This is a genomic window from Mycolicibacterium sediminis, assembly GCF_010731735.1.
GTDB classification, from domain to species: domain Bacteria; phylum Actinomycetota; class Actinomycetes; order Mycobacteriales; family Mycobacteriaceae; genus Mycobacterium; species Mycobacterium sediminis.
The window spans coordinates 1,115,375-1,135,590 of record NZ_AP022588.1 but is presented as its reverse complement, the minus strand read 5'-3'; the positions used below and the strand labels follow the sequence as shown (position 1 = coordinate 1,135,590).

The window sequence follows — 20,216 nt, the reverse complement described above, 5'->3', positions numbered from 1 at the left end:
GCCTCGCTCGTGCCTCAGCCCGTGGCGTCGATCGCGCCGACGGTGATCTCGAACGGACCCTCCTGCTCGTCCAGAACGTAGACCGACACCTGGTCGATGGTCGACGGGTCCATGGTCTGCGGCGCGTCGGGTTCCGGATCGAGTCGCATGCCGACCGGCCGAAAGCCATCGACGGGTAAGTCGTAGGACCGTTGGACGGCGGCCTCGGTCTGGAAACGCTGGACGTACGACCATGCCTGCCCGGCCACGCCCGCCTTCACCAGGTAGGTCTTGCCATCGCCGACGGCGCGCACGCGCAGCGACGCCGCACCCGTTGCCTTGCGCCCGATCTCGGGGTCCTCCGGGCTGCGGGCCGAGGCGAATCCGCCGTTGTTCTCGAGCGAGACGTTCCCGGAGAAGACGAGACCTGGATCGGCGAAGGCGATCGCCGCGGTGGACTTGCCTCCCATGACGGGGTCGTTGACCGTCGTCCAGGCGGCCACCGATCCGGCGTCGGCGAGATCGACCAGGGCTACTCCGGACGCGTCCGGCACGGCCGTCGTCTCGTCGGCCCGTGCGGATCGCTCGGCGCTTCCGCACGACACGGCCAGAAGCGCCGTACTCGAGATCACCACGGCGAGCAGACCGCGCCGTAGCCGATGGTTCCCGAGGCGCCGGCGACTTCCGATGGCGTCGACGTCGCCGAGAATCAACACGCGCCGGCACCCGTCTCGCGGCTCCTCATGGGCATGCCATCGATCACGGCATAGATCCTTCGAAGATCCGGAACCTCGTCGACGCGCCACTTCTCGCCGCCGTCCTTCCCGATCAGCACGCCGCCGAAGGCATCCTCGCCGATCGCGAACCGACTCCTGAGCCGTTGAGACTCGTCGGCGTCGAGTGTTTGACCGTCGAGCGTGCCGGTGCCCGCCGTCACGACCCCGAGCACCATGTCGCGACCGTCGAAGTCACACCGGGTGGCCTCGATTCGGCTCAGCGTCTCGACGAGGCGGGGGTCACTCTCCGTGGGCGCGAACAGCAGCAGTGGCCGGCTCTGCCAGCGATAGTCGCCGAGTTCGGCAGCGCCTGCGGTACCCGATCCGAAGGCCGGGATCATCGCCACGGCAACCAGCACGACCGCCAGCCGCCGAATGCTTCGCATCGTCATCATGGTGATCCCGACTCTACCGACGGACGCTTCATGCCCCCGGCCCGTTGGACGTCACCGGGCCTTGTGCGTCCAGCGGAGCGGGTCGTCCTCGAGAGCCTGCCGGTCCCAATCCATGAGATCGGCGGCCGCGGCATAGGTGAACTCGAGGAAGTCCAGCACCGCACGGTCGGGGTCCGCCGCTTGGCGTGCCGCCTCGTACGGCAACAGGTACTGGCGCAATCCGGTGTCGTACACGGCACCGTCGGGAAGGCCCGCCACGTCACCGAAGCCGGCCGGTTCGGGATAGGCGTACGAGTAGAACGCGCCCTCGTCCCCGCCGCCAGGCCAGAATCCGCAGCTGCTCAGCTCGTGGGAGTACCCCTCCTCCATCACCCAGTCGCCGCAGTTCGGCGCGCCCCCGGGATGCCGGGGCGCGGTGCGACCGGAGAAGCGCGTGCACGCAAGGTCGAACGATCCCCAGAAGAAGTGCACGGGGCTGACCTTCCCGACGAAGTGGGCACGGAACGCGTTGATGACCCGATCGGCCTGCACCAGCTGGCGCCAGAAGGCGTTGGCCGCGTCGGGATCGTAGGCGCGGTGGGTGTCCTGCGCGAACGGGATGGCGGGCTCTACCTCGTTGGGCCCGTTGGAGATACGCGCCTCGATGCCAAGGCTGCCGAGCGTGTCGAACACGGCGTCGTGGAACTGGCTCACCGAGACGTCCCGCAGGTCGATGGTGGCGCGGCCGCCGTCACTCACCCGGACCGCGAGCACGTGGTCGACGAAGTCGAACTCCATGTCGAACGACTCGGTGCCCGCGGGCATCGCCGACGTCGTCAACCCGCGTGGTGACACGTAGAGCGCTACCTGCCACCAGTGGTTCAGCAGCGGCGCACGAGCCAGTCGCACCTTGCCCACGATCTGACTCCACATGTGCAGTGACCGTCGCGTCGGTTCCCAGTCGTCGACCCGTAGCGCCGGCCAGCCCTTGCCCGTGTGGACATCGCTCATTCGAACCTCTTCGTCGTCGGGACACCGCATCGGCGGACCCGGTGTGTCCGCGCCGCCGCGCTCTGCACGGGCAATTATCCGGGGTGCGGCGCGCGTCCGGTGGGGTTGACGCGGAATCGGCGCGCCTGGCGTCCGCCTCTCGCACGTTTGGTGCACGCCGGTCCGCGCGGCACGACTTAGGATCGATCCGCGTGATACGGAGGCCGTGATGGACGGCCGTTACTAGGGGGCTCGGGTCGATGACGCACGACGACGTCGAGGAACCGGTCGAGCTGTTCGGGTTCGACGGCACGCGCATTCGGCGTCGCGCGGGAGCGGAGCGTCTGACACTCGATCGTCGTGGGTTGCGCATGACGCGGCGCGGGCGAACGGTGGAGACCACCTGGGAGGGCATCGACCGAATCGAGCGGTATGCGATGTCGCTGCGCTACTCGACGGCCAAGGCGTGGGCCATCATCGGCCGCGACGGCACGATCATCTTCCCGCACGAGTTCGACGAGCAGTGGACGGCCGGGCCGATCGGCGATCGGTTGCGGCACCACAGGCCCGACCTCGACCTACCCGACCCCGAGACGCTGAAGGTGCTGCGGTTCGGCATCCCGAACCATCAGGTGCCCTTCGTGTTCCTGCCCGCCGTGGTGGTCGGCGTCGTCGTGTTGACGGTCGTCGTCGGGGCGTCGGTCCTCAAGGCGCTGTCGCTGGTGGCGGTGATCGTCGGTGGAGTGCTGCTGTGGGTGGCGTCGCCCAAGTGGCAGCGCGTTCCGCGCTATGCGATCTACGTCGTGTCGGGCATCTCGGTGAGCTTCGCCCTCGGCGCGTGGCTGTGGGACCTGGCGAGTTGACGGTCCAGCACGCGACTCTCTGGCTGGGTCGCGATCCCCGTGCGACCACGGTGGCAGCGCAGCGCTGAGTGATTGACGCAATTGAAAATTCTGCGTCGAAGGTCACGACCGTCCTCTATTGTCCCGTAGCACCAGCCACTGAAGATCGGAACGGCCATGACGGCAGAGGACGTGGCTAACTCGGCCGCTCCGGACGACGAAGGTACGAACAGCGGCTCCGAGCCGGAACTGAAGCGAACCCTCGGCGGCTTCCAGATCTTCGCGGTCTCCTTCGCGTTCATCTCGGTGGCAGTCGGCATCTTCGCGACCTACGACGACGTCCTCAGGAACTCCGGGCCGGTCGGCATCTGGCTGTGGATCTTCGCCGCAGTCGGGCAAGCCCTGGTGGCCCTGGTGGTGGCACAGTTCGCGGCCCGCATCGCGCTCAGCGGGTCCTCCTATCAGTGGGCGTCGCGGTTGGCCAACCCGAAGATCGGTTGGCTGTTCGGCTGGCTGACGTTCTGGTACCTGGCGATCGCGGTGGTCGCGCTGGACAACGCGCTGGCCAGCCAGGCGTTCATGCCGCTGGTGGGAATGGCGGAGAACGAGGACACCGCGCGCATCCTCACGGTGGTGATACTGATCGTCCAGTCGATTCTGGTCATCGCCTCGACGAAGCTGCTGGGCATGATCACGTCCAGTGCGGTGGGCATCGAGTTGGCGATCATCGTGGTGTTGGTGCTCGGCCTCGCGGTCGTGATGGCATTCACCGGGAGCGGCGATCTGTCCAACCTCACCTCGCGTGGGGTCACGGCCGACTCGCCGAACTACTTCGCCATCGGCGGCGGGCTGATGGCCGGCATGATCATCGGCCTGACCACACTGGTCGGCTTCGACTCCGCGGCGAACCTGGCCGAGGAAGCCAAGGATCCGTTCAAGAGCGTCCCCCGAGCGATCGTGGCCTCGGTGGTCGCAGCCGGAGCGCTGGGGTTCCTGTTCCTGATCGTCCTCACCATCGCCATCAAGGACATCCCCGGGGTGACGTCCAGCGGATCGCCGGTGGCCGAGATCATCCGCAGCCAGTTCGGGGTGGTCGCCGAACGGTTCCTGTTGGCAGCCCTCGCGTTCGCGATGTTCGGTGCAGGCATGGTGATCATCGCCGCGTGTGCACGGCAGGTGTTCGCGATGGCCCGTGACAAGCGGTTCCCGGCGCACGAACTGATGAAGAAGGTCAATCCCAAGACACGAACACCAGTCCCCGCCACGCTGCTGATCCTCGCAGTCGGCGTCGTCCTCATGGTCGGGCTCCCCGGTGAGGCACTGATCCCGCTGATCGTCGGATCCACGATTCTGCCCGCGCTGATCTACACCGGCATCGTCATCCTCTACCTGGCGGTGCGAAAACGCCTGGAACACAAGGAAGGTGGCTTCAGCCTCGGGCGTTTCGAGATGCCGGTCGCGGTGGCCGCGCTGATCTGGGAGGCGTTGGTCCTGTTCGTGCTCGTCACGCCCGGAGGCAACACCATTCCGGTCCTGATCGTCGTGGCCCTCATCCTCGCCGGCGGCGTCTACTTCGGGTACATGTACTTCTTCCACCGTGAAACCCTCGACACGGAACCGGCCATGGACGACGCCGTCGTGCCCGCACCGAAGGCGACCTCGTGAACCGAGTTGGGTGCCTTGCCGTCTCGGTAGTCGTGGCCAGCCTGGTCGTCCCGCTCGCGGCACCTGGCGCAGCGACGGCAGAGCCCCTGCCCAGTTGCTCCGCGCAGGACTGGCTCGGTGTGTGGGCGGCCGCTCCGTCGGATGCCTCCGGCGGTACGGACGACATGGATCGCTACGACCTGTCGATGAACCCGAAGTCGGTCGTCCGGGACGAGACCATCCGGGCCATCCTCACCCCGACGTTCGGCGGTACGACGGCCCGAGTCCGGCTGTCCAACCGCTTCGGCACCGTCCCGGTCACGTTCACGCAGGCCACCGTCGCGCGCCGCGCAGCCGGCCCTGCCCTGGTGCCGGACACGTTGGCGCCACTGACCTTCGGCGGCAACCGCAGCGTCACCGTGGCCCCCGGACAGGACGTCGTGAGCGACCCCGTCGACGTCGTCGTCCAGGCCTTCGAGCCGCTGGCCGTGAGCCTGCACGTCGCCGGTGACATCGGGAAGCCGACCGAGCACGCCGTCGCGCGGCAGACGTCCTACCTCACGCCCGAGGGCGCCGGTGACCACACCGGGGACGTCGACGGCGACGCGTTCACCCAGCGCACCACCAGCCGTCCGTTCGTCAGCGGCGTCGAGGTGCTGGCCCCGCAGTCCGACGGCGCGGTGGTGGCGCTCGGTGACTCGATCACCGACGGTTACCAGGCGGTGCCGGCGGGGGCGCCGGAGACGGTGGAGGGCATCGATGCCGACGGGCGCTGGCCCGACGACCTCGCCCGCCGGCTGGCCGCCGCCGACCGTCCGCTGTCGGTACTCAACCTCGGCATCGCCGGTAACCGCGTGCTGCAGGACTCGGCCGTCGGTGGCCAGCCGGATGTCCAGGGCGCCGCGGTGATCCGGCGGCTCGACGCCGACCTGCTGACCCAGTCGGGCGTCACGACGGTGATCTGGATCGAAGGCATCAATGACCTGTTCATGACCCCGACCGCCACCGTCGAGGAGCTGACCGGTGGGTACCGCGACGTGATCGGCCGCCTGCACTCTCGGGGACTGCGGGTGCTGCTCGGCACGATCACCCCGGCCGGCGGTAATTCCTCAGCACCTCCCGGCAGCGAGGAGGTGCGCCAGGCCGTCAACGCCTGGATCCGTGAGGAGAGCCCGGCGGACGGGGTGGTCGACTTCGATGCTGCGGTCCGCGATCCCGCCGATCCGTCGCGGATCAACCCGGCCTACGACGGTTCGGACCACCTGCACTTCAACCTCGCCGGTTACCAGGCGATGGCCGACGCCGTTCCGCTGGAGCTGATCGCCGACCGCGCCTGCTCCTAAACCGGGTGCTACCCCGTCGGTTGGTTGGCCAGCTCGACGGCGCGCGTCAGCGTGGCCCGGTCGACGACGTCTCCGGCGTTCATCGGCTGGGTGAGCACGCCCGACTCGGTCGCGATGTCGATCATGAACTGCACGCTGCCGTCGGTGAGGCCGCCGTCATCGGTCCAGAACGGGTACCTCTGGATGAGCGCGAACAGCTCCCGCAGTGACTCCTCCGACGGCGGATCCGCGACGTACTCGTTCACCGCGGACTGGAACAGGGCGAAGTCGCCCCGCAGTTCGCGCATCGCGCGCAACGTGGTGGCGCAGTACCTGGCGGCGAGTTCGCGGTTCTCGACGAGCCAGTCCGCCCGGGCCGCCTGAGCCACCTTGATGAATCCGGGCGCATTGTCGTAGAGCGTCGCGATCTGCACCGGCCGGTTCACCGACGCCTGCGCACCGTCGTACTGCGTGTCGTGGATGACCGTGGCGTCCAGGCCGCCGGCGGCCCACTCCGACGTTCGAGCGCTCGAACTGTCGATGATCCGTGGATTCGGGATCTCGTCGACGTCGCGAGGCTCGCCGATGCCGCTCAGCAGGGCGTTGAGGACGATGGCTCCGGCGCCACCGGGACTATCGATGCCGACTCGGGTCGACGGCTCGAACAGCTGACCGGCCGTCGTCACTCCGTTGGCGCCGGCCAGGACGAAGTCGTCCATGCTGACGTACGGGCAGAACATCTTGACGTCCTCGCCCTGCTCGCGCGCATCGAGGATCGCGGAGAACGACGTCGCCAGGATCTGCGCGTCGCCGCCGAGGAACGACTGCACGGCGGTGGTGTGCGAATCCTGCGTCGTGACGTTCTGCTGCACGTTGATCGCCAGCCCGAAGTCGCCTCCGTTGCGGTTGACGCCGTAGAGCAGGGGGATCTGCGACGCCTGCGGCTGCGTACCGAGTGCGATGCGCAACGTCTCCCCGTTGCTCAGTTCGGCCGCCATCGCCGAGCCGGAGCCGAGGGTGACCGCGGTGACGGTGCCGATCGACAGGAGGACCGTTGCGCTTCGTCGACGCCTGCTGGGCATGGGGCCCTCATTCCTGGTCGGTATCGGGCCGGATCCGCTGGCTCGGTGAGGTGACCGTACTGCGCCGTGAGCAGGTCAAACACCGAAATCGCCGCATTGCCCGGCCGATGTCGTTGTCGCGGAACTTCCGCGTAGCGCTGTGATTCGGCCGCCGATCGCGACGGTGGCTTCCGGCTCGGCGCGTGTGGCTGACACTCTCGGCGAAAGCGCGCCCATGGCTGCTACCCGGCCCGCGTAGCGACCGCCAGCGCTATGTCGGCGGGAACGCCACCGAGGAGCGGGGGTCAGTGGCTGACGTGTTGTTCGTTGGTGCCCTTGTGGCCCTGGCCGTTGTGCTCGCTGTGGGGGGCGGGGGTGTAGGGGAAGAGGACGTGCTGAGTGGTGGTGGCGCTGCCGGGGGTGGGGACGGCGGCGACGTTGGGGCCGCGGGTGGCGGCTTCGAGTTCGTCGGTGATCCTGCCGGCGTCCTCGACGGCCGGTCCGGCGGTGCCGGTCATCGGGGTGCCGTCGACGTGGGTGACGGTCACGGTGTCGGCGTGGGCCGGTGCGGCCAGGGCCACCACCGTGCCGCCGATGCCGGCGAGGCCGAAGGAGAGGATGGCCGCCGCGGTGGCGATTCGGGTGGTGATCATCTTTGTTCTCCTCGTCCGAGCCACTCCGTGTGGCTGCTTGGGGAGAAGAATGCGGCGGCGTCCTCAACGGAACCTCAACGCCGACGAACGGCTCTGGCCGGCTAAGGGGTGGGTGGCTCGGCCGGTGCGACTTCGAACGTGAACCGGTAGCCGGCGATGGTGATGACGTCGCCGTCCGAGAGCGTCGCGCTGCCGCGGATGCGCTCGCCCGCCACCTGCACTCCGTTGACCGACCGGAGGTCGTTGATGACGAAGCTGGCGCCGGTGTCGATCACGGTGGCGTGGTGCCGGCTCACCCTGGGGTCGTCGAGCACGATGGCGTTGTCGTCGCGGCGACCGATCCCCGTGGCCACCGTCTCCAGCGGATAGCAGCGGCCCGCGGCGTCACGGAGCTGCGCCCGGTGCGCCGTGGCGGGGTCGACGGTGGACGTGTGGAACTCGAGCATCGTGAAGACGTCCGATGCGTCGTTCTGCGCGACCCGCTGGACGTCCAACGGCTCCTGCCGCAGTATCTGCTGATGCAGGGCCTGAAGCGTCGGGCCGGGGTCGATGCCGAGTTCGTCGGACAGCGTCGATCTCAGTCGGCGGTAGGCGTCGAGGGCGTCGGTCTGTCGCTCCGCCACGTAGTAGGCCGTGATCAGCTGCGCCCACAGCGGCTCGCGATAGGGGTGCTCGCCGACGAGGCCCTCGAGTTCGCCGATCACCGAAGCGCCTCGACCGCAGGCTATCTCGGCCTCTGCACGCAGGACCTGAGCCCCCACCCTGTCCTCGACGAGCGCGGTGGCGAACGTCTCGGCGAACCGGAACTCGCGCACGTCGTCGAGGACGGAGCCGCGCCACTGTGCGAGCGCGTTCGCGAGTCGGTCACTGGCCTGCGCGAACCGGCCTGCCGCTGCGGCCTGGGCGCCCGCCGCTTTCTCCGTGGCGAATCGGCCGATGTCACATGACGATTCGGGGACGTCCAGCCGGTAGCCCGGCCGTGCGCTGACCAGGACGGTGCGTGGGTCGACCCCGGCGGAGCCGAAGATCTTGCGCAGGTTGGCGACGTAGACGTGCAGATTGTGGGTCGCGTCGGCCTGCGCCGTGTCCGCCCAGATCGCGTCGATGATCGCGTCCCTCGGCACCGGGCGGTTGCGGTTGATCAGGAGGAGCGCGAGCACGGCGCGCTGCTTCGGGGTGCCCAACGGCACCGGTCGACCACCCACGCTGACCTGAAGCGGACCCAGCACCCCGAAGTCGAGACTCATTCGTCGACGGTCAGTTTCACCACGGGATTGGGCCCCGCATCGGTCACGTAGACGTTGCCCGCCCCGTCGACCGCCACACCCTGCGGGTCGTTGAGGCCGGTGAAGGGCAAGGGGATCGCCGCCGCCGCGCCCGGCCGGAGTTCGACGACTCCCGCATTGCCGCGGTCGGTGACGTAGACGTTGCCCTTCGTGTCGATGGCCACGCCGTGGGGGTCGTTCAGACCGGTGAACGGCAGCGCGGTCGCCTCGGCAGCGCCGGCCGCCAAGCGCATCACCCGGTTGTTGCCCCAGTCGGTGACGACGATGCCACCCGCCCCGTCCACGGCCACGCCTCGAGGATCGCCGAGGCCGATGAACGGCAGCGTGATCGCCGCCGTCGAGCCCGCCGGCAGGAACAGCACCCGATCGTTGCCACGATCGACGACGTAGACGTCGCCCCCCGGACTGGAGATGATGCCGCGGGGGTCGTTCAAGCCGCTGAAGGGCAGCGGGATCGCTGCGCGCGCTCCCGCGGGAAGCCACATCACGCGGTCGTTGCTCGAGTCGGTGACGTAGACGTCGCCCTTCGCGTCGACCGCGACGTCACGCGGGTTCTTGAGCCCGCTGAACGGCAGCTCGGTGGCGTCGGAGGCGCCGACCTCGAGTCGCATCACCCGGTCCGTGCCGATGCCGGTGACATACGTCGTCCCGGCATCGTCGACCGCGACCCCGGCAGCGACGGGAATCCCCGTGAACGGCAGCACGGTCTGCGAGGAATAGCCCTGACCGACCGGGACGGCGAGCGTGCCGCCGCCATCCTCCGATGGGGTGGCGACCTCGGATGACGGCCTCGTGACGATGACGACCGCGGCCACCACGATCGCCACCACCGCTGCGGCCGCGATCGCAATGATCTTGCGCGACCTCGCTTTCCGCGGCGCTGGCGGCACGACGGGCGGGTCCTCGGTAGCGCCCGTCGCCGCACGGGCCGCGGTGGCGAGGTCGCGAACGGTCGCGTAGCGCTGGTCGGGATCCTTGGCCATCCCCTTCGCGACGACGGCGTCGAGAGAGGCGGGTACGTCGGGCACGATGACACTGGGTCGTGGCGGCGGGGTGTGCAGGTGGTGGGCGATCATGCCCTGGATGCCCATGTCACTCGAGAACGGCGGCTTGCCCGTCAGGCACTCGTGCAGAACGCACGCCAGCGCGTACACGTCGACGCGCGCATGGGTCTTCACTGCGGCGCCGATGGCCTCCGGCGCCATGTACGCCGCGGTGCCGATGGTCTCGCCGGCCCTCGTCAGCGTGTGGTCCCCGGACGCGTGGGCGATTCCGAAGTCGATGAGGTAGGCGAAGTCGTTGTCGGACACCAGGATGTTGGACGGTTTGACGTCGCGGTGCACCAGCCCGACGTCGTGGGCTGCCTGAAGCGCGCCGGCCACCTGGGTGACGATCGCCACCGCACGCGTGTGCGTGAGCGCGCCTTCCCGTTTGATCAGCGTGCGCAGGTCGGTGCCGTCGACCAGTCGCATGTTGAGGAAGAGCCGGCCATCCATGTCGCCGAAGTCGTGGATCGGGATGACGTGCGGCTCGGTCAGCTGCGCCACCGCCTCACACTCGCGTCGGAAGCGTTCGCGCGGCTCCTCGTCCTCGGCGGAGTGCTCCGGTAACACCTTGAGCGCGACGACCCGATTGGTCTGCCTGTCGCGTGCGCGCCAGACCTGGCCCATGCCGCCCGCGCCCACCAGTGACAGCAGCTCGTAGCGGCCGAAGGTGCGGACCGGCTCGGCGCCCTCGGTGGCGTCCCCCTCCGAGGCCGCGGCCCGGGTGGAGTCCCCGTCGCTCGGCGAACCCCTGGGGGGCTCTCCGCCGTCTGCGACCGTGTCATCCATGGTGCTTCGAACTCCCGTGAACGGCCGACCCGTAGGCGTCCATTGAACCAGCCGACGCGTCAATTCGACGGCTAATGGAGTGACGGGCGCTTGCCGGTCCGACGTTGCTCCGGTCGGCGTTGAGGTTCCGTTGAGGACGCCGCCGCATTCTTCTCCTCAAGCAGCCACACCGAGTGGCTCGGACGAGGAGAACTCACATGATCGCCACCCGAATCGCCACCGCAGCGGCCATCCTCTCCTTCGGCCTCGCCGGCATCGGCGGCACCGTGGTGGCCCTGGCCGCACCGGCTCACGCCGACACCGTGACCGTCACCCACGTCGACGGCACCCCGATGACCGGCACCGCCGGACCGGCCGTCGAAGACGCCGGCCAGATCACCGACGAACTCGAAGCCGCCACCCGCGGCCCCAACGTCGCCGCGATCCCCGCACCCGGCGGCGCCTCCGACGAGCAGCACGTCCTGTTCCCGATCAACCCCGCCCCCCACGGCGACCACGCCGGCCAGGGCCACAAGGGCACCAACGAGAACCACGGCCACTGATCGCGGTCAGCGGTCGGGATGACGCGCGTACGGTGACCACGAGCCCCTGCTAGACGCCTCGTGGGGTAGGAATGCGGAGGGTGCGTGCCATGGACCACGGCGGCGTCGGTCACCCGCTGATCGGCTCGGATGCCTTCGTCACCGACGGCGGCATCGAGACCGACCTGATGCTGCGGCGCGGGGTCGACCTGCCCCACTTCGCCGCCTTCCCGCTGGTGGAGACGGCTGCCGGCCGGTCGACGCTGCGCGAGTACTACTCCGGCTACGCCGCCATCGCTGCCGCGACCGGACGTCCGTTGATGCTGGAGAGTCCCACCTGGCGGGCCAACCCGGACTGGGGCCTGCTGCTCGGCTACGCCGTCGACGACCTGGCCCGGGTGAATTCGAGGGCGATCGAGTTCATGACGGACCTCCGCCGCGAGCATGCCGACTCGATCGGCCGGATCCGCGTCAGCGGGACCGTCGGCCCGCGCCATGACGGCTACTCCGCGGAGCAGGCGCCGACGTCGGACGACGCCTTCGACTATCACCGGCCCCAGCTCGCCGCGTTCGCCGCCGGCCACGCGGACCTGGCGACCGCTTACACGATCACCCACGTCGAGGAAGCCGTCGGCATCGTGCGTGCCGCGCGGGCCGAGCACCTCGCCGTCGCGGTGTCGTTCACGGTCGACTCCGACGGTCGCCTGCTCAGCGGCCGAAGCCTCGCCGACGCCATCGGTGAGGTCGACGAACTCGCGGCGCCGGATCACTTCCTGGTCAACTGCGCGCACCCCAGACACATCCGCGCCGCGATCGGCGCAGAGCCCGGTGCCTGGACCCGCCGGATCGCGGGCACCCGGGCGAACGCGGCGGACGCCGGCCACGCCGACTTGGACGAGGCCGTGGAGCGCGGCGACGGCACACCGGAGTCGTTCGCCTCCGCTCAGGCAGAACTCCTCGCCGACCTGCCGCACCTGTCGATACTCGGGGGCTGCTGCGGCACCGACGAGCGACACGTCGCCGCCATGATGAGGACGATCGAGACATGACCACCGCACGCGCTGACATTCACATCGACGACGCCGGCATCCGCGTCACCACGTGGTCCTTCGACGAGGCCGGCGCCGCCACCGGCCAGCACGTGCACGAGTACGACTACGTCGTCATCCCCGTCACCGGTGGAACGTTCACGGTGACCGAGGCCGACGGAACCACGCGCGAGATGACTCAGCGCGTGGGGTCGCCGTACCGCGGCAGTGCCGGCACCGACCACGACGTCCGGAGTACCTCCGTCGCGAGCTTCGTCGAGGTGGAACTCAAGACCTGACGGTGGCGGCTACCGGGGTGAGTAACCGACGACGTGAATACCATCGTCGCCGCCGCGGACCATCAGCGTGGCACCGGGGACCGGCACGATGTCGGTGATCTCCGTGGCGTCCGACACGGGCGGTGCCGCGACCGAGCGGCAGTCGCGGTCCAAGACCGCCAGAGACGACTCGGGGTCGACCACGCTGCCGCGGTTGACGACACTGATGATCTGATCGGTCAACCACGCGGTCACTCCGAACCCGTCGTAGCTCGGCGCCACGTCCGGAGCGAAGGCGCACCGCTGCGTACCTGCCACGTCGTGCAGTGCCACCGTGCTGCTGCGGTCGAGCCTTGTGCTGACGAGGAGGTCGCCCCGTGGGTCGCCGCCGGTGACCGACGCATCGCCCAGTGGCACGATGGCGCGCGACGTGGTGTCGAGGTAGATCACCTGGCTTGAGTTCTGCCTGTTCTGACTGCTGCGGATGCCGAACGCCAACGCGACGCCACCGCCGCTCGAGACGACGCGACTGCTGGGGTAACTGGCACCCGGGACCGTCGCCACGATGTCGACACCTGCTGAGCCAGTGGCCGCGTCGACCACCGTCACTCCCGCGCCACCGTCGAACCCGTTGAGACACAACAGTTGCCGGGGTGTGTAGGCAGTACTGGAACATCCCCGCGATTGTCGCCACTTCTCGTCGCCGGTCCGCGGATCGAACGCCATCATCACCGTCCCCGTCGACTGTGCGAGCTGCCGTGCGAGCGCGGGCGCGGGGTCTTCTTCCTGGGAGTTCTGGTAACCGGCGAATGCGCCGCGCACATCCTTGCTCTGCGACGTCCACAGCTGTATGCCCGTGTTCGCGTCGAAGGCGACGAGGTTGTCCGACAGTGCCGCGATGAGCACCGTCCCGTCGTCGTAGGCGTGCACGTCGGTGACCGCGGTGTCGGCGGGGCGGTAGTGCCACCGCTCCACGCCGTCGGCGCCGTACGCCGTGAGGCCGCCATCGACCGCGACGGCGAATCCGGGTCCGCCGGCCAGGACGTGCGCCGTCGCGTCCGAACGATCGGAGACCAACAGGTCGAACCGCTCGTCACCGAGAATGGCGGGAACCGCGGGCACCTCGGTCGGTTCGGACGTGGTGGCGTCGACGTCGGATTCGTCGGAACCGGAGGTGAATACGACCACGCCGATCACGACCGCGGCGGTCACCGCGATGGCCAGTGCGATCTTGCTTCGCCTCGTCAGAACGCGGGGTGACATGACGCGAATTCTCGCATCGTCCTTCCGGGGCCCGTACGGCACACGGTCTCGAGTCAGCGCGCCTTCGGCATCGAAATGCCCTCGCTCGTCGCGAAGTTCGCGTCCTCCCGGGTGGACAGCCCGATCGAGACCACCTGGCGATCGAACACCGCTTCGGTGAGGTACGCCAGCGACACCGCCCACCGGTTCACGGACCGCGGGATCGCGTACAGGTGGTAGGCGCGCGTGACCACCTTCGCGGGCCACCCCGACAGGTGCACGTTGAGCGGGTTGGCCACCGCGTAGTGCGGTCCGAGGTCGACCACCAGTCCCATGTCGTGGTGCTTGTACTTCTTGCTCGACCCATAGCCGAGGCTTGCTGCGACGTTGCGCGCCAACACCTTTGCCTGACGCGTCGCGTGCTGCGCGGTAGGCGGGGTGATGGTGCCCGGCTTGGTGAGGTCCGGCACCGCAGCGGCGTCCCCCGCGGCGAACACGTGGGGATGGCCCGGCACCGTGAGTCTGGTGTCGACCTTCAGCCGTCCCCGCTCGGTGTCGAGCCCGAGATCCGCGATGAGCGGGGCACCGGTCACGCCGGCCACCCATGCGACGGTGCGGGCGTCGACCCGGGAGCCGTCGCTCAGCACGACGTGGTCGTCGTGCACCTCCTGGAGGGTGGTGCCGAGGCGGACCTCGATGCCGCGCTCCCGCAGTACCCGCATCGCGCTCGCGCCGAGTTTCTCGCCCACCTCGGGCATGACCTGATCGGCCATGTCGAGCAGCAGGAACCGCACCGATGCCGGATCGAATCCCATCTGGTGCGCAGCCCGGTCGGCGAGCGCACGCAACTGCGCGGCGAGTTCGGTGCCGGAGTACGAGGCGCCGACGATCACGACGGTTCGACGGGCCTCGATGCGCTGGGCGTCGTCGTCGATGTTCGCCAGTTCCAGCTGCTCCAGTAGGTGGTCGCGCAGGTACAGCGCCTCCGCCGGGGACTTCAACCCGCGGCCGTACTCGGCGAGGCCAGGGATGTCGAAGAGGCGCGTCACCGAACCCGGCGTCAGTACGAGGCGGTCCCACGACAGCTCGCGCGAGCGGTTCTCCGGGTCCGTGTAGCGCAGCGACTTCCCGTCGAAGTCGACGGCCTCCACCCTGCCCCGCACCATCCGAACGTTCGGCAGTCCGTTCGCGAGCGGGATCGTCACGAACCGGGGATCGACGACGCCGCCGGCGACGTCGGGGAGCAACGGCGTGTAGAGCATGTAGTCGACCGGCGACACGATCGTCACGTCGACGTCGGCGTCGTGCCTGCGCAGTATCCGTTCGAGTCGGCGCGCGCACGTAAAGCCGGTGAAGCCGCTGCCTACGATGACGACTGACGTCATGGGAACCATCCTCGGTGTCGTTGCCTCCGCGGTTCAGTGCCCGCTGCGGCGGGGGACAAACCGGGTCCGGAGTCCGGTGAGGATCGTCGGCGGTGCATCAGGGCTCGGCGTTCTGCGAGGATCGTCGGATGGCCGAGGACTGGCGCGCACTGAACCTCGCGAACTGGGAGGCCCGGGTCCCGCTGCACACGAGTCCGGGCGGGTACGACCTCGCCGGTTTCGACGACCCCGGGTATCTCTCGAGCGCGGTGCGGTACGACCTGCCGCGACTCGGTGACGTCGCGGGCCTGGACGTCGTGCATCTGCAGTGCCACGTGGGCACGGATACGGTGTCGCTCGCCCGGCTCGGGCCCACATCGGTGACCGGGCTCGATTTCTCGCCCGCCGCGATCACGGCCGCCCGGTCCCTGGCCTCCCGCGCGGGTGCGGACGTGCGTTGCGTCGAGTCCGACACCTACGACGCGGTCGACGCCCTCGGCGCGGGATGCTGCGACCTCGTCTACACGGGCATCGGCGCACTGTGCTGGCTGCCCGACGTCCGACGGTGGGCCACGGTGGTGGCCGGGCTGCTGCGTCCCGGCGGTCGGCTGTTCATGCGCGAGGGGCACCCGATGCTCGACACGCTCAGCGACACCCGAACCGACGACCTGCTGGTCGTGCACTACCCCTACTTCGAGACGGCGGGAGTTCGGTTCACCGAGACGAGCACGTACGGCGGCGAGGGAGTGGTGTCCGCGCCGGAGGGCGTGTCGTTCGGTCACGGCCTCGGCGAGGTCTTCACCGCGCTCACCGACGCCGGACTGACGGTCACCGCCCTCGAGGAGCATCGGGAAGTGCCGTGGCTTGCGCTGGGCGAGGCGATGATCGAGAGCTCCGAGTTCGACGGCGAGTACGTGCTCGCTCGGGACCCGGAGCGACTCCCGCTGACCTACACGATCCAGGCGCGCAAGCCCTGACCGCGGCGGAGGTGTCGCCGACCGCACGCTTGATGAACGCATCGCCCGAGAGGGGTGGTCGACAAGCGTGCGCTCGGCGCGCCGTGCCGCTCGACCCGAGCACGAGGACGGCGGGGTGGACATCGACGGTGTCAGTTCGTAGCCTGGCCCGGGACGTCGACAGCAGGGCCGGCCTCGGTCCACTAAACGAAGGATCGTGACAAGCCGAATGAGCCGGGTGCGCCGTTCACTCCGGCGCGCGGCGTACGGTTCGGCGGCTGTGGCCCTCGCATTCACGATCTCGATCGGCGGCGTCCACGCGGACCCGGCCGCAGACGCGATGGCCAAGCTCGACGAGCTGTCCCAGCAGGCGGTGCAGAGCCGAGAGGCCGTCACGGCAGCGCAGCGCGACGCCGACGCCAAACTCGCCGAGCAGCAAGCCGCCGACGACCGTCACCGCGCCGACCTCGCGACTCTGGAGGCCGCGAACTCCGCGCTGGCACCGCATCAGGCCGCGGTCGACCGGCTGGCCGCGATGAACTACGCAAGCGGGCGCGACGGCCAGTTCGCCGCGGTGCTGACCGCGACGTCGCCGCAGCAGCTGATCGATCAACTGTCGCTGAACCGGACGATGTCCGCCGTGGCCGCCGATCAATTGAAGTCATTCCGCTCGGCGCGCGAGAGCGCGGCCGCCGCAGCCCAGGCGTCGCAGAAGTCGGCCGCCGACGCCGGCGCCGCCGCCGAGTCGGCCGCTCGACTGCGCACGGAACTCCAGGCGAAGTGGCGCGACCTGCTGCGGCAGATCACTGCGGCGGAGGCCCAGTACGCGGCCCTGACACCGCAGCAGCAGGCGGTCGTCGACAGGGCCGTTCCCCCGCCGATCGCGGCGGTACCCGGGCTGCCTCCCGGCGACGTCGCGCCGCCGCCCGCCATGACGGACATCCCCGAGGCGCTGCCCGTCGGCGTCGCGTCCGAGGCGGGACTGCAGCCCAACACCGTCCTGGCGGCCCGCGCGGTCAGTGCGCAGTTCCCTCAGATCGCCGAGATCGACGGCGTCCGTCCGGACTCGAAGCCGTGGCATCCGAGCGGTCTCGCGATCGACATCATGATCCCCAACCCCGAGAGTCCCGAGGGCATCGCGCTGGGCGATCAGATCAAGGCGTTCGCGCTGAGCAACGCGGGTCGCTTCGGGCTGCAGGACGTGATCTGGCGGGGCACCTATTACACGCCGGCCGGACCGCAGGCCTCGGGTTACGGACACTTCGACCACGTGCACATCACCACGACTCCGAGCCGGTGACGAGTCGGGTCAGGGGTGCAGGCTCCACTGACCGACGTCCGGGGCCAGCACGTCGTTGACGTCGACCCGGATGCCGCCCACCACCGGGCCCGGGTTCGACGCGGTGTCGATGATGCGCTGGTAGAGCACCGCGGCGGGGTAGATCTGACCGCCGGACCACGACCGGGTCTGCCAGGCCCACACGCGGCCGGGTGAACTCGACCTCCCGATCACGCCGTCGGCCGCGGCCCACTGGCAGGCCTTGATGCCGCCGTAGATGCCGGTGCGCAGCTCGCCGATCACCGAGTTGATCCCGCGGAACCACGGCAGCACCACGCTGTTCCAGGTCTCGCGGTCGACGTCGTCGTCGACGCTGAAGTAGACGGGGGCGCTCTGGCCGCCGCCCGCCGCGCTGTGCAACTGCCAGGCGGTGCGCGCGTCGGCGACGCCGCCGGCGAATCCGCGGGTGAAGTCCGACGGTGCCGTCCCACCCGGTTTGCCGTACTGGAAGTTGCTGACGATCGCCAGGCCCGCCGCGGCCAGCGTCCGCGCGTACGGCAGCGTGATCGGTTTCGCCCCGAAGGACGAGCCGGGTCGCGAGGTCGAGACGTAGTTGATGACGCCGGCGTGCCCGGCGGCGCGGATGTCCTGGGCCGGGATCTGGACCATGGCGTAGTCGATCAGCGTGGATCCGGCGGCCGCGGCCGTGGGCATCGAGGCACCCGTCGCCGCGCCGAGTCCGGCGAGCGCGGACGCGGCGGTCGCGTAGCGCAGTGCGTCACGCCGGGAGATCGGCACGGCGAGATGTTAACAACGTGACGCATGTGGTCGAACGATCTGCGTCGGGCGAGTCGCCGGTCCGATGCCGCATCGTGACCCGGCGGTGCGATGGCGGGGGCCTCGCCTGCGGGACGGCGTAGTGGCTCGGTGCATGGCCGGGGCTGCCGCCACGGTCGGGACTCGGCTATGTTGCAGACGACCACGTCGGGCGGGACGAAGGAGATCCGGTGCACGGTTTGCCAGCGGGACGATGCAGGGCGGCGGGGCGCGCGGCTGCCGTCGCGGGATTCGTCGGAATCGCCGCACTGGGCGGAATCGCCACGGCGAGCGCACAGCCCAGCGACCCGGGCTGCGACGCCTTCGGGTGGCGCCATCCCATGTGTGCCGGCGGAGCATGGTCCAACGAGACGGCATCGCAGGAGTGGGGACCGGCGAACATTCCGAACCCGGTGACGCCGGGCGGCGACCTGTCGATGACGTTCCCCGGTTCGCCAAATACTCCGTAGGACGTCGCCGTGACCACGCCGTCGCGATTCGCCGATCGCTACGAACTGCGTGAGGTCGTGGGCATCGGCGGGATGTCCGAGGTGCACCTGGCGCGCGACCTGCGCCTCGACCGCGACGTCGCGGTCAAGGTGATGCGCGCCGACCTGGCCACGGACTCGAGCCTCAACGCGCGGTTCCGGCGGGAAGCGCAGAAGCTGGCCGGTCTGAACCACCCCGCGATCGTGGCGGTCTACGACACCGGCGAGGCGCAGACGGCCGCCGGACGGGTCCTGTACATCGTGATGGAGTACGTCGACGGACTCACGGTTCGGGACGTGCTCAGGACGCGCGGACCCATGACGCCGCGACGGGCCGTCGCGGTGGCCGCGGAGGTCTGCCAGGCGCTCGAGTTCAGTCACCGGCGGGGAATCGTCCACCGCGACGTCAAGCCGGCGAACATCCTCATCGGTGACGACGGCGCCGTGAAGGTGGTGGACTTCGGCATCTCCCGCGTCCTCGCCGACGGCGCGGGCAGCGACACCCAGACGGGCGCGGTCATGGGCACCGCGCACTACCTCTCACCGGAGCAGGCGCGCGGCGGCAACGTCGACGCCCGCTCCGACGTCTACTCCATCGGCTGCGTCCTGCACGAGATGGTTACGGGTGAACCACCATTCGTGGGCGACTCGCCCGTCGCGATCGCGTACCAACACGTGCGCGAGGATCCCCCGGCGCCCTCGAGTCGCAACGCCGAACTCACGCCGGAGTTCGACGCCGTCGTCCTCAAGGCGATGGCCAAGGACCCCGCCGACCGCTACCAGACCGCCGCGCAGATGCGGGTCGACCTGATCCGCCTGCAGAACGGCGACGCACCGTACGCCGCGACGGCGTCCGCCGCGGAACGCACGTCGCCGCTTCCCCCGGTGCCCTCGGCTTCGCCGAAGGAGCCGACGCGGGATCGAGCATCGACGAGACGCACGGTCGTCACGGCCGTCGCTGCGATCGCGGCGATCGCCGTGGTGGTTGCGGTCGCACTGCACCTCACCGGCAGCGGCTCGGACGGCACGGACGTCCCCGACGTCCGCGGCCGGGCACTGACCGAGGCGGTCGCGGCCCTCCAGGACAGCGGGCTGACGGCCCGGGTCCGTGAGCAGGCCCACGCCACGGTGCCCGCCGATCGCGTCATCGACACGACGCCTGCGGCGAAGGCGGTCGTCGACGCCGGCAGCGTGGTGACCCTCGACGTGTCGACCGGGCCGGTGCGAGAGGGCCCGGCCGCGAACCTCGTCGTCGTACCCGACGTCTCGTCACTGACCTACGCCGAGGCGGTCCGCGCACTGATGGCTGCGGGCTTCGTCCGATTCCAACAGGCGCCGCTTCCGTCGACGCCCGAGATGGCGGACCGCGTCCTCGCCACCAACCCCGCGGCGGACCGCACCGTCGAGACCACCGCAGCGATCACGGTGCTGGTCGGCACGGGTCCGGCGCCCGCGGGATCCTGACGCCCCCGCGATCGAGGGACG

20 protein-coding genes are annotated in these 20,216 nt (G+C 69.7%); 10 read left to right on the top strand and 10 right to left on the bottom strand.

What is annotated here, in order from left to right:
* Positions 1 to 14 precede the first annotated feature (14 nt).
* The 3 genes from G6N64_RS05605 to G6N64_RS05595 are packed head-to-tail and all read right to left on the bottom strand — an operon-like array spanning position 15 to position 2,140.
* The gene (locus G6N64_RS05605) at positions 15 to 695 is read right to left on the bottom strand and encodes a CIA30 family protein (RefSeq protein ID WP_246230964.1); all 681 of its coding nucleotides are present in this window, start codon (positions 693 to 695) and stop codon (positions 15 to 17) included.
* Positions 689 to 1,141 carry a DUF4174 domain-containing protein gene (locus G6N64_RS05600; protein WP_246230963.1) on the bottom strand — a complete coding sequence of 151 codons (453 nt, stop codon included), beginning with the start codon at positions 1,139 to 1,141 and terminating at the stop codon, positions 689 to 691. The genes G6N64_RS05605 and G6N64_RS05600 overlap by 7 nt, the downstream gene beginning before the upstream one ends.
* Before the next feature lie 60 nt (positions 1,142 to 1,201).
* Positions 1,202 to 2,140: a DUF5996 family protein gene (locus G6N64_RS05595; RefSeq protein WP_163795987.1), complete on the bottom strand. Its 939-nt coding sequence runs from the start codon at positions 2,138 to 2,140 to the stop codon at positions 1,202 to 1,204.
* Between the two features lie 239 nt (positions 2,141 to 2,379).
* Between G6N64_RS05595 and G6N64_RS05590 the strand changes: the two genes are divergently transcribed.
* From G6N64_RS05590 to G6N64_RS05580, 3 genes are all read left to right on the top strand, one after another.
* Positions 2,380 to 2,982: a hypothetical protein gene (locus tag G6N64_RS05590; protein ID WP_163795986.1), complete on the top strand. Its 603-nt coding sequence runs from the start codon at positions 2,380 to 2,382 to the stop codon at positions 2,980 to 2,982.
* Between the two features lie 156 nt (positions 2,983 to 3,138).
* Positions 3,139 to 4,626: an APC family permease gene (locus tag G6N64_RS05585; RefSeq protein ID WP_163795985.1), complete on the top strand. Its 1,488-nt coding sequence runs from the start codon at positions 3,139 to 3,141 to the stop codon at positions 4,624 to 4,626.
* Positions 4,627 to 4,658: 32 nt separating this feature from the next.
* Complete coding sequence (locus G6N64_RS05580) at positions 4,659 to 5,948, top strand: SGNH/GDSL hydrolase family protein (RefSeq protein WP_163795984.1); 1,290 nt, start codon at positions 4,659 to 4,661, stop codon at positions 5,946 to 5,948.
* Positions 5,949 to 5,956: 8 nt separating this feature from the next.
* Here G6N64_RS05580 and G6N64_RS30145 read toward each other — a convergent pair whose 3' ends face one another.
* The 4 genes from G6N64_RS30145 to G6N64_RS05560 form a co-directional block, all read right to left on the bottom strand.
* Positions 5,957 to 7,009: an ABC transporter substrate-binding protein gene (locus G6N64_RS30145; protein ID WP_246230962.1), complete on the bottom strand. Its 1,053-nt coding sequence runs from the start codon at positions 7,007 to 7,009 to the stop codon at positions 5,957 to 5,959.
* Between the two features lie 284 nt (positions 7,010 to 7,293).
* Positions 7,294 to 7,641 carry a hypothetical protein gene (locus G6N64_RS05570; protein ID WP_163795983.1) on the bottom strand — a complete coding sequence of 116 codons (348 nt, stop codon included), beginning with the start codon at positions 7,639 to 7,641 and terminating at the stop codon, positions 7,294 to 7,296.
* Between the two features lie 101 nt (positions 7,642 to 7,742).
* On the bottom strand, positions 7,743 to 8,888 hold the full coding sequence (locus G6N64_RS05565; protein WP_163795982.1) for a BTAD domain-containing putative transcriptional regulator: 1,146 nt from the start codon (positions 8,886 to 8,888) through the stop codon (positions 7,743 to 7,745).
* The gene (locus G6N64_RS05560) at positions 8,885 to 10,759 is read right to left on the bottom strand and encodes a serine/threonine-protein kinase PknD (protein ID WP_163795981.1); all 1,875 of its coding nucleotides are present in this window, start codon (positions 10,757 to 10,759) and stop codon (positions 8,885 to 8,887) included. The genes G6N64_RS05565 and G6N64_RS05560 overlap by 4 nt, the downstream gene beginning before the upstream one ends.
* A 197-nt stretch (positions 10,760 to 10,956) precedes the next feature.
* Between G6N64_RS05560 and G6N64_RS05555 the strand changes: the two genes are divergently transcribed.
* The 3 genes from G6N64_RS05555 to G6N64_RS05545 all read left to right on the top strand — a co-directional run bounded on the left by G6N64_RS05555 (position 10,957) and on the right by G6N64_RS05545 (position 12,607).
* Positions 10,957 to 11,301, top strand: a complete 345-nt coding sequence (locus tag G6N64_RS05555; protein WP_163795980.1) for a hypothetical protein — start codon at positions 10,957 to 10,959, stop codon at positions 11,299 to 11,301.
* Between the two features lie 89 nt (positions 11,302 to 11,390).
* Positions 11,391 to 12,329 carry a homocysteine S-methyltransferase family protein gene (locus G6N64_RS05550; protein WP_163801456.1) on the top strand — a complete coding sequence of 313 codons (939 nt, stop codon included), beginning with the start codon at positions 11,391 to 11,393 and terminating at the stop codon, positions 12,327 to 12,329.
* Positions 12,326 to 12,607: a cupin domain-containing protein gene (locus G6N64_RS05545; protein WP_163795979.1), complete on the top strand. Its 282-nt coding sequence runs from the start codon at positions 12,326 to 12,328 to the stop codon at positions 12,605 to 12,607. The genes G6N64_RS05550 and G6N64_RS05545 overlap by 4 nt, the downstream gene beginning before the upstream one ends.
* 9 nt (positions 12,608 to 12,616) lie before the next feature.
* Here G6N64_RS05545 and G6N64_RS05540 read toward each other — a convergent pair whose 3' ends face one another.
* Both G6N64_RS05540 and G6N64_RS05535 read right to left on the bottom strand, forming a co-directional pair.
* The gene (locus tag G6N64_RS05540; RefSeq protein ID WP_163795978.1) at positions 12,617 to 13,849 is read right to left on the bottom strand and encodes a BamB-related PQQ repeat family beta-propellar protein; all 1,233 of its coding nucleotides are present in this window, start codon (positions 13,847 to 13,849) and stop codon (positions 12,617 to 12,619) included.
* A gap of 53 nt (positions 13,850 to 13,902) precedes the next feature.
* The gene (locus tag G6N64_RS05535) at positions 13,903 to 15,213 is read right to left on the bottom strand and encodes an NAD(P)/FAD-dependent oxidoreductase (RefSeq protein WP_163795977.1); all 1,311 of its coding nucleotides are present in this window, start codon (positions 15,211 to 15,213) and stop codon (positions 13,903 to 13,905) included.
* A gap of 128 nt (positions 15,214 to 15,341) precedes the next feature.
* Between G6N64_RS05535 and G6N64_RS05530 the strand changes: the two genes are divergently transcribed.
* Together G6N64_RS05530 and G6N64_RS05525 are read left to right on the top strand one after the other, a co-directional pair.
* Positions 15,342 to 16,169, top strand: coding sequence for a class I SAM-dependent methyltransferase (locus G6N64_RS05530; RefSeq protein ID WP_163795976.1), 828 nt, complete (start codon positions 15,342 to 15,344; stop codon positions 16,167 to 16,169).
* A 208-nt stretch (positions 16,170 to 16,377) separates the two neighbouring features.
* Positions 16,378 to 17,448 carry a coiled-coil domain-containing protein gene (locus G6N64_RS05525; RefSeq protein WP_163801455.1) on the top strand — a complete coding sequence of 357 codons (1,071 nt, stop codon included), beginning with the start codon at positions 16,378 to 16,380 and terminating at the stop codon, positions 17,446 to 17,448.
* Positions 17,449 to 17,457: 9 nt separating this feature from the next.
* Here G6N64_RS05525 and G6N64_RS05520 read toward each other — a convergent pair whose 3' ends face one another.
* The gene (locus G6N64_RS05520) at positions 17,458 to 18,225 is read right to left on the bottom strand and encodes a DUF1906 domain-containing protein (RefSeq protein WP_163795975.1); all 768 of its coding nucleotides are present in this window, start codon (positions 18,223 to 18,225) and stop codon (positions 17,458 to 17,460) included.
* Positions 18,226 to 18,434: 209 nt separating this feature from the next.
* On the opposite strand from G6N64_RS05520, the gene G6N64_RS05515 reads away from it, so the two are divergent.
* Complete coding sequence (locus G6N64_RS05515) at positions 18,435 to 18,713, top strand: hypothetical protein (protein WP_163795974.1); 279 nt, start codon at positions 18,435 to 18,437, stop codon at positions 18,711 to 18,713.
* 9 nt (positions 18,714 to 18,722) lie between these two features.
* Positions 18,723 to 20,195, top strand: coding sequence for a Stk1 family PASTA domain-containing Ser/Thr kinase (pknB, locus tag G6N64_RS05510; protein WP_163795973.1), 1,473 nt, complete (start codon positions 18,723 to 18,725; stop codon positions 20,193 to 20,195).
* Positions 20,196 to 20,216 lie beyond the last annotated feature (21 nt).

Bases quoted from the DNA above. Each gene is read 5' to 3' on its own strand.
- G6N64_RS05600 (WP_246230963.1), bottom strand. From the start codon at position 1,141: ATGCGAAGCATTCGGCGGCTGGCGGTCGTGCTGGTTGCCGTGGCGATG.
- G6N64_RS05595 (WP_163795987.1), bottom strand. From the start codon at position 2,140: ATGAGCGATGTCCACACGGGCAAGGGCTGGCCGGCGCTACGGGTCGAC.
- G6N64_RS05590 (WP_163795986.1), top strand. From the start codon at position 2,380: ATGACGCACGACGACGTCGAGGAACCGGTCGAGCTGTTCGGGTTCGAC.
- G6N64_RS05585 (WP_163795985.1), top strand. From the start codon at position 3,139: ATGACGGCAGAGGACGTGGCTAACTCGGCCGCTCCGGACGACGAAGGT.
- G6N64_RS30145 (WP_246230962.1), bottom strand. From the start codon at position 7,009: ATGCCCAGCAGGCGTCGACGAAGCGCAACGGTCCTCCTGTCGATCGGC.
- G6N64_RS05570 (WP_163795983.1), bottom strand. From the start codon at position 7,641: ATGATCACCACCCGAATCGCCACCGCGGCGGCCATCCTCTCCTTCGGC.
- G6N64_RS05565 (WP_163795982.1), bottom strand. From the start codon at position 8,888: ATGAGTCTCGACTTCGGGGTGCTGGGTCCGCTTCAGGTCAGCGTGGGT.
- G6N64_RS05560 (WP_163795981.1), bottom strand. From the start codon at position 10,759: ATGGATGACACGGTCGCAGACGGCGGAGAGCCCCCCAGGGGTTCGCCG.
- G6N64_RS05555 (WP_163795980.1), top strand. From the start codon at position 10,957: ATGATCGCCACCCGAATCGCCACCGCAGCGGCCATCCTCTCCTTCGGC.
- G6N64_RS05550 (WP_163801456.1), top strand. From the start codon at position 11,391: ATGGACCACGGCGGCGTCGGTCACCCGCTGATCGGCTCGGATGCCTTC.
- G6N64_RS05545 (WP_163795979.1), top strand. From the start codon at position 12,326: ATGACCACCGCACGCGCTGACATTCACATCGACGACGCCGGCATCCGC.
- G6N64_RS05540 (WP_163795978.1), bottom strand. From the start codon at position 13,849: ATGTCACCCCGCGTTCTGACGAGGCGAAGCAAGATCGCACTGGCCATC.
- G6N64_RS05535 (WP_163795977.1), bottom strand. From the start codon at position 15,213: ATGACGTCAGTCGTCATCGTAGGCAGCGGCTTCACCGGCTTTACGTGC.
- G6N64_RS05530 (WP_163795976.1), top strand. From the start codon at position 15,342: ATGGCCGAGGACTGGCGCGCACTGAACCTCGCGAACTGGGAGGCCCGG.
- G6N64_RS05525 (WP_163801455.1), top strand. From the start codon at position 16,378: ATGAGCCGGGTGCGCCGTTCACTCCGGCGCGCGGCGTACGGTTCGGCG.